Origin of the sequence: Nostoc sp. DedSLP03, from assembly GCF_034530815.1 — a bacterium.
Lineage (GTDB): Bacteria > Cyanobacteriota > Cyanobacteriia > Cyanobacteriales > Nostocaceae > Nostoc.
In genome coordinates this window covers 246,378-253,226 of the sequence record NZ_JAVRCK010000002.1, presented here as the reverse complement: position 1 = coordinate 253,226, position 6,849 = coordinate 246,378, and the positions used below count along the sequence as shown (strand labels likewise).

4 protein-coding genes are annotated in these 6,849 nt (G+C 41.7%); all 4 read left to right on the top strand.

The genetic code is table 11. The features are described 5' to 3' along the window. Positions 1-75: 75 nt before the first annotated feature. The 4 genes from RM368_RS02020 (at position 76) to RM368_RS02005 (ending at position 6,817) form a co-directional block, all read left to right on the top strand. On the top strand, positions 76-1,074 hold the full coding sequence (locus RM368_RS02020) for a methyltransferase (protein WP_322692491.1): 999 nt from the start codon (positions 76-78) through the stop codon (positions 1,072-1,074). Between the two features lie 24 nt (positions 1,075-1,098). Beyond that, positions 1,099-1,308 carry a hypothetical protein gene (locus RM368_RS02015; RefSeq protein WP_416212205.1) on the top strand — a complete coding sequence of 70 codons (210 nt, stop codon included), beginning with the start codon at positions 1,099-1,101 and terminating at the stop codon, positions 1,306-1,308. Between the two features lie 1,891 nt (positions 1,309-3,199). Further along, entirely contained in the window at positions 3,200-4,615 is a 1,416-nt protein-coding gene (locus RM368_RS02010; protein WP_322692490.1) for a hypothetical protein, read from the top strand. Between the two features lie 360 nt (positions 4,616-4,975). Beyond that, complete coding sequence (locus RM368_RS02005) at positions 4,976-6,817, top strand: fatty acyl-AMP ligase (RefSeq protein WP_322692489.1); 1,842 nt, start codon at positions 4,976-4,978, stop codon at positions 6,815-6,817. Positions 6,818-6,849 lie beyond the last annotated feature (32 nt).

Genomic DNA, 6,849 nt, shown 5'->3' with positions numbered 1-6,849 from the left:
ATTGATGTTCTCACCTTCCAGTCTCATTCTCTTTAATTCACATTAGACGTAATTTAGTATTCAGGAGTGAACGAGATGAAAACATCAGAAACTACCTCTCAAGCAAAGATGTTCGATCTAATCGGTGGCTTTTGGATTGCTCGAGCGATCTATCTTGCTGCACAGTTAGGGATTGCTGATGTGTTTGACGAGCGGCCACAGACGATCGCTCAACTCGCAGCCGCAACGAACACCGAACCGCGATCGCTCTATCGACTCATGCGTGCCTTAGCGAGTGTCGGCATCTTTACTGAAGTGTCCGATCGATGTTTTGCACTGAACTCATTAGGAGCAACGCTACAAAGCAATAGTCCTAGCTCAATGCGATATTTTGCGCTGTCGCAGATGGGATACGAGTGTTCTTTGGGCTGGAGTCATGGCTTGCACAGTTTGAAAACCGGAGAGATTGCGTTCGATGCTGCCGCAGGTATGTCGCTTTGGGATTACTATGCTCAACATCCCCAAGAGGGTCAAATACAGTCGCAGTCGATGACTAATGTAGGAAGTGAGAGCGCACAAGCGGTTGCTGCCAGCTATGACTTTTCCCAATTCAGTACGATCGTTGATGTTGGTGGAGCGCAAGGCAGCTTAATTTCTGCAATTATCCAGTCGTATCCCCATCTGAAAGGGATTCTGTTCGATCTGCCCGCAGTCATTGCTAATGTGAGTGTAGACGACAAAATTCAACCCGTTGCTGGAAATTTCTTTGAGTCTGTGCCATCGGGTGGTGATGTTTACCTGATGCGCTGGATTATCCACGATTGGAATGATGAAAAGTCCTCAGTCATTCTGAAAAACTGTCATCAGGCGATGCCGGATCGTGGCAAATTACTCCTTGTCGAAAGCATTATTCCACCAGGAAACGAACCCGCTCCAGCAAAGTTTCTTGACTTGCTGATGCTGGTGATGGTGGGTGGACGGGAACGAACTGAGGCAGAATATCGAGCGTTTTTGCGATCGAATGGCTTTGAACTGACGCGAGTAATTCCGACTCCTTCAATGGTCAACATTATTGAAGCGGTGAAATTGTTATGAAAAACCAAGAATCATCTACTGTTTTTGACCAAGAATTCGCTGCTGTTTGAGCGCATTTCTTTGGAGATGATTTATCGAGGACTCGATCGTTTTAGTGTTGCCAACGATCGAGGCAATGCTGATGACCCGATTAAATACTTTGCTGCCAAAGAAAATCAACAATTAGGTGTAGTCAAAGCTCTGCGAAAGCCAGTCCCAAAACTGAATCTGTCCACTTTTTTCTCACCCTCTTGACAAATGTACAATTCTCTTATCCTGTCACGGGTGCATGGCACCCAACTGTGTACCAGCGTTATTAGGGTTAACGATTGGCTCCCCCAAAGCTAAAGCTTCAACTCTCTACTGGACAGGATTGCTAACATCGGTTCTGTTGCTGGGATGAGCAGCTGGTGGGGTTTTGTTTGGCATCCTGGGCGGTCGCATTAGACGCACCAAAACGCTACTGATTACCACCCATTATTCAAACTTAAGTTGAAATAAATCTGAACTTAAGTACAGTTATATCTGAGTACTTCAGATCGCTCATCGGCAATCTTTTTGCTACTTAAAATATAAACTCTGAATTGATGACAGCTTGAAGCTGATTCCATATATTAAATTATATAGATGTTAGTCAGGATTGACAAAAAGAGATTTCGTAGTCAAGATTGTTTGTAACACACTTAAGTTATGAGTTATACAAATTAGCAAATTTCATATTATTTATACACCCTTAGTAAGATGTATACATCCTAATCAATTGTTAAGCTCGTAATAAATGGAAGGTTCAGCTAAAAACCTCTGATTTTCCATAGTGAATAAACTCATCTCACTACTACCAATAAACAATCAGAAGTCTCAACTCAAAACCCAGGGCAAACGCATCTAAAGTAGAATAATCCTTTAATAGCAAGGGTTTGTGGATTTTATAATTTAGTCTCTTTTTTCATCAATATCCTTGTCCCATAAGGGTTTTAGGTTTTACATGCGTTTGCCCTGACTCAAAACTTCCGATTTTCTACAGTGAATAAACTCGTCTCACTGCTACCAATAAACAATCAGAAGTCTCAACTCAAAACCCAGGGCAAACGCATCTAAAGTAGAATAATCCTTTAATAGCAAGGGTTTGTGGATTTTATAATTTAGTCTCTTTTTTCATCAATATCCTTGTCCCATAAGGGTTTTAGGTTTTACATGCGTTTGCCCTGACTCAAAACTTCCGATTTTCTACAGTGAATAAACTCGTCTCACTGCTACCAATAAACAATCAGAAGGTTCAACTCAAAACCCAGGGCAAACGCATCTAAAGTAGAATAATCCTTTAATAGCAAGGGTTTGTGGATTTTATAATTTAGTCTCTTTTTTCATCAATATCCTTGTCCCATAAGGGTTTTAGGTTTTACATGCGTTTGCCCTGACTCAAAACTTCCGATTTTCTACAGTGAATAAACTCGTCTCACTGCTACCAATAAACAATCAGAAGGCTCAACTCAAAACCTCTGATTCTCCACATAATCAAAAAGGAAAGATTTTTTCGTTGGTTCTTAACCTTCGTTGTGATTAAGAGTAATTTAGATGCATTTGTCCTGACTCAGATGCTCTTCCACAAGACCCAATTATTTAAAGGAGAAAAATAATCGTCAGTTCTACGTCCTCGTCTGTGTCCTTGAAATTACCAGTCACTACGTCAGTGACTTTGATATGACTAGCCATTACAGCATAAGGTGCAACAACTCAAAGAGATGATTTATAAAGTAAACCTTAAATTGTAGGGTGCGTTATAGCAACGCTTAACGCACCATGATTTCTCGGTGCCCTGCGGCTGATTCTTACTCTTTTAAACTCTCAAATCCTTGCACAGCCGTAACACAACGCCAGTTGCTTTATGCCGGGAAACCCGTCCACCGCACTGGCTCCCCTACCTTAATATTTACTTTATAAATAGGCTCTAAATGGAGAAACAGAAAGCGTAAGTCTTACTTATCAAGGATTGGAGCGAAAAGCACAAGCGTCGCTGCGGGGCGTTCGATTGAACAAACTTTTTATTTGAGCACAAAGAAAGTTGAGAAATATGAAGACTACACAAACTGGTATATCCCAAGAGTTTTGGAATCAATTCGTGTTAAACAATTGGGAAAGGGAGTCTTTGGCTATTAAAGACTCTTTTATTAACCCTCCTATTACATCAGATGGGTTATTTTCGCTCATTGTTAACAATCTTAATACTAATGATGAATCCGAGGAGAAAGTATTTCTAACATTTTTTATTGAAGGAGAGAAACAGGAAGTAGAAAAAACCAATTTTTTATTGCCCAAAAAAGAAGACACATCCTTTACAGCTTATGATAAGCGTATTCGCTCTGCGATCAATGAGCAGGAATATGTATTAGTAATTGACTCTATTAAAGTCAATGATTTTCTTTGGGATTGGACTTATGACTTTCTACAAGGATTGTATAAATCATTGGGTTACCTTAGCTTTGGGCATTTCTATTCTGTTTTTTATGGAAACTATAAAGTAACTCCGTTTGGTGTGCATTGTCATCATGTTTCCAAGGAAGCTGCATTCTATTTTCCTATAATCGGTAGGAAATCAATGATAACGTGGACACCAGAGTTTGCAAATAAACATCCGGAGCTTAAGGGAGTGAGAGATTATCAGAAATTTCTTGATGGCTCTTCTCTTATCGAAGCCGAGCCAGGAGGTTTGATGTATTGGCCATCAGATATATGGCATGTTGGAGATTCTAGAGGAGGAGATGTTTCAATAGTGATTGCTATTAATGCTGCCGACGAATTTTTCAGACCATTAGGATATTTGATTTGTAAAGAAATACAATCTTTATATGGAGATTCGCTTAAGGGAAATCTATTGAAGCGAATAATTCAGGCATTAACAGGTTGGTATTTTATTTTGGGATCTCTGAATGGAATCTATGAACAAAGAATACAAACTTTATTAGCAAAACATTCCAACAAATATTCCAAATACATAATAAAACCTATAATCAAATCATTTTTTTGGATATTATCAATTATCCCGTTTCAAAAAAGCAAGACTAAAGCATTCTTCAACCCAGATGATTTGCAGGAAAGTGCAGAGAAAATTCCAGAGGCAATTCGTTCAGCAGCGATGATTTTTAAAGGGATTGTAGATTCTTTAATTATTGAGCGTGTCACCACCAAACTATGGTTGCGTATGCTTACCTGTTATGGTATGTGCCCAATAACAGCCTCTCAGTTTACGTTACCAAAAGACGAAATGTTGACGGTTGAGAGTTGCATTCAAGTCTATCCAAAACGTGTAGTTATCTGGAGAAAAGTAAGTGAAAATGAAGTTTGGGTTGCTATAAATGGACTTTTAATAAGAGTTCCTTGGCATCCGATTTTTCCGTTGATAATTAAGGAGATAAATACCGGAAAAGTTCAGAGTGTAAAGAAAATGTTGGAGTTATCAGAAAGTACGATTAGTAGAGTTGATGGAAATGAGTACAATATTGAAGATGTATTAAGGTTTTTGGAAACCTTATTACGTTATCGTGGAATCAAAACTGTTAAATAAATAATCATTCTCATTGGATAGTGAGATTAGAGGTACTGTCAAAGTGGCTAGAGCATCGGTACAGTAATATCAAAAACCCGGTTTCTTTGAGTTCTGGAGTTCTGTTTGTTGTAAATGCGATAATTAACACGCACAGACTGGACTGAACCATCGGTGTAATACAAGAAAATTAACTGAATTCCCTTGACTACCCGATGATGCTTACCCGACAAAAAGTAACCAAAAAATTGCTGTTAATTGTGGGTCACTATACGGCTTATCAATAACCGTATCGTCTCCACTTAAACGATATACGACAAGAACGACATTGAGACGGTGGAGTCGAATCATATACTCAAACGAAGTAAATATGAGAAGAAAATGGATAATTTTTCTACCTTTTTAGATATCTTGCAATACCGAGCAATACATCAGTCGGAACAAATTGCCTATACCTTTTTAATAAACGGAGAAACAGAAAGCGTAAGTCTTACTTATCAAGAATTGGAGCGAAAAGCGCAAGCGATCGCCGTTCAACTTCAAGACCGAGTTAAAGTTCCTGGTTCGCGAGTCTTGTTGCTGTTTCCACCAGGTCTAGATTTTATTACTGCTTTCTTTGGCTGTTTATACGCTGGATTTGTCGCCGTTCCCGCCTATCCGCCTCGACGCAATCAAAAAATGTCCAGACTACAAGCGATTGTATCGGATGCCCAAACGTCGGCGGCACTTACTACGACATCCGAATTGACTAGCATGGAAAGCCAATTGGTTCGGAATCCACAATTATCTGCCATACACTGGCTAGCTATCGATAAAATTGACAGCGATTGTAGATCAGGCTGGCAAGATCCAACTGCGAGCAGCGACACTCTCGCTTTTCTCCAGTACACTTCTGGTTCTACGGGGACACCGAAGGGGGTAATGGTCAGTCATGGCAATCTGCTGCACAACGAGCAAATGGTCAAAATAGCCTACCAGCATACAGAGAAAACTATCTTTGTAGGTTGGTTGCCCTTATTCCATGACATGGGACTAATTGGGAATGTGCTACAACCCCTATATCTGGGGATACCGTGCTTTCTCATGTCACCCGTGGCATTTATCCAGAAGCCTTTCCGTTGGCTACAAGCCATTTCCCGTTATCAAGCGACTACCAGTGGCGGGCCGAATTTTGCTTATGACTTGTGTGTTCGCCAGATTACTCCCGAGCAGCTGGCGAGTCTTGACTTGAGTAGCTGGGATGTTGCTTTCAACGGAGCTGAACCCGTCCGTGCAGATACGCTAGAGCGTTTTGCAGCCACTTTTGAACCTTGTGGCTTCCGCGCCCGAGCATTTTACCCTTGTTACGGGATGGCTGAAACAACTTTATTCGTTTCCGGAGGTTTGAAAACAGCTCCCCCCGTTGTTTATTGTGTTGAAGGGGCAGCCCTTGAACAAAACCGGGTTGTGGCAACCGTTGGTAAGCAGGAAGATGCCCGGACAATCGTGGGCTGTGGTCAGACCTGGTTAGACCAGAAAATCGCGATCGTTAATCCCGAATCCTTAACTCTGTGTTCTGCTAGTCAAGTGGGAGAAATTTGGGTGTCAGGTCCGAATGTAGCTCACGGCTATTGGAATCGACCGTCAGAGACTGAACAGACTTTTAATGCCTACCTAGCAGATACGAGAGAAGGGCCGTTTCTGCGCACGGGTGACTTGGGATTTTTGCAGGATGGTGAGTTGTTCATTACGGGGCGACTTAAGGATGTGATTATTATCCGGGGTCGCAACCACTATCCCCAGGATATTGAACTGACAGTTGAGCAGAGTCATCCGGCACTGCGGCCAGGTTGTGGGGCGGCGTTTGCGGTGGAGATCGATGACCAAGAGCGGTTGGTAGTCGTTGCTGAGGTGGAGCGGAGTCATCTGCACAAGCTGGATGTCAATAAGGTTGTTGGAGATATCTGCCAGGCAGTGACGCATCAGCACGAGCTGCAGGTTTATGCTGTAGTGCTGCTTAAGACTGGAAGTATCCCCAAGACTTCCAGCGGCAAGATTCAGCGCCATGCCTGTCGGACTGGTTTTCTGAAGGGAAGCTTAAATGTGGTGGGGGATTGGAGCCAGGATTCTCAGAACAAAGTGAAGTTCCTGCAACTGCACACTGAAGTGGAATCTCTATGGCAGCAACTGCAAACTTCCAAGCAATCAGAACTATCGAAGGAAACCAATTTTCTAGCTAACTAAAGGTTTTGAAACGTCAAAAGCAATTAAGAGAG

Coding starts and splice junctions, on each gene's coding strand:
- RM368_RS02020 (WP_322692491.1), top strand. CDS start 76: ATGAAAACATCAGAAACTACCTCTCAAGCAAAGATGTTCGATCTAATC.
- RM368_RS02005 (WP_322692489.1), top strand. CDS start 4,976: ATGGATAATTTTTCTACCTTTTTAGATATCTTGCAATACCGAGCAATA.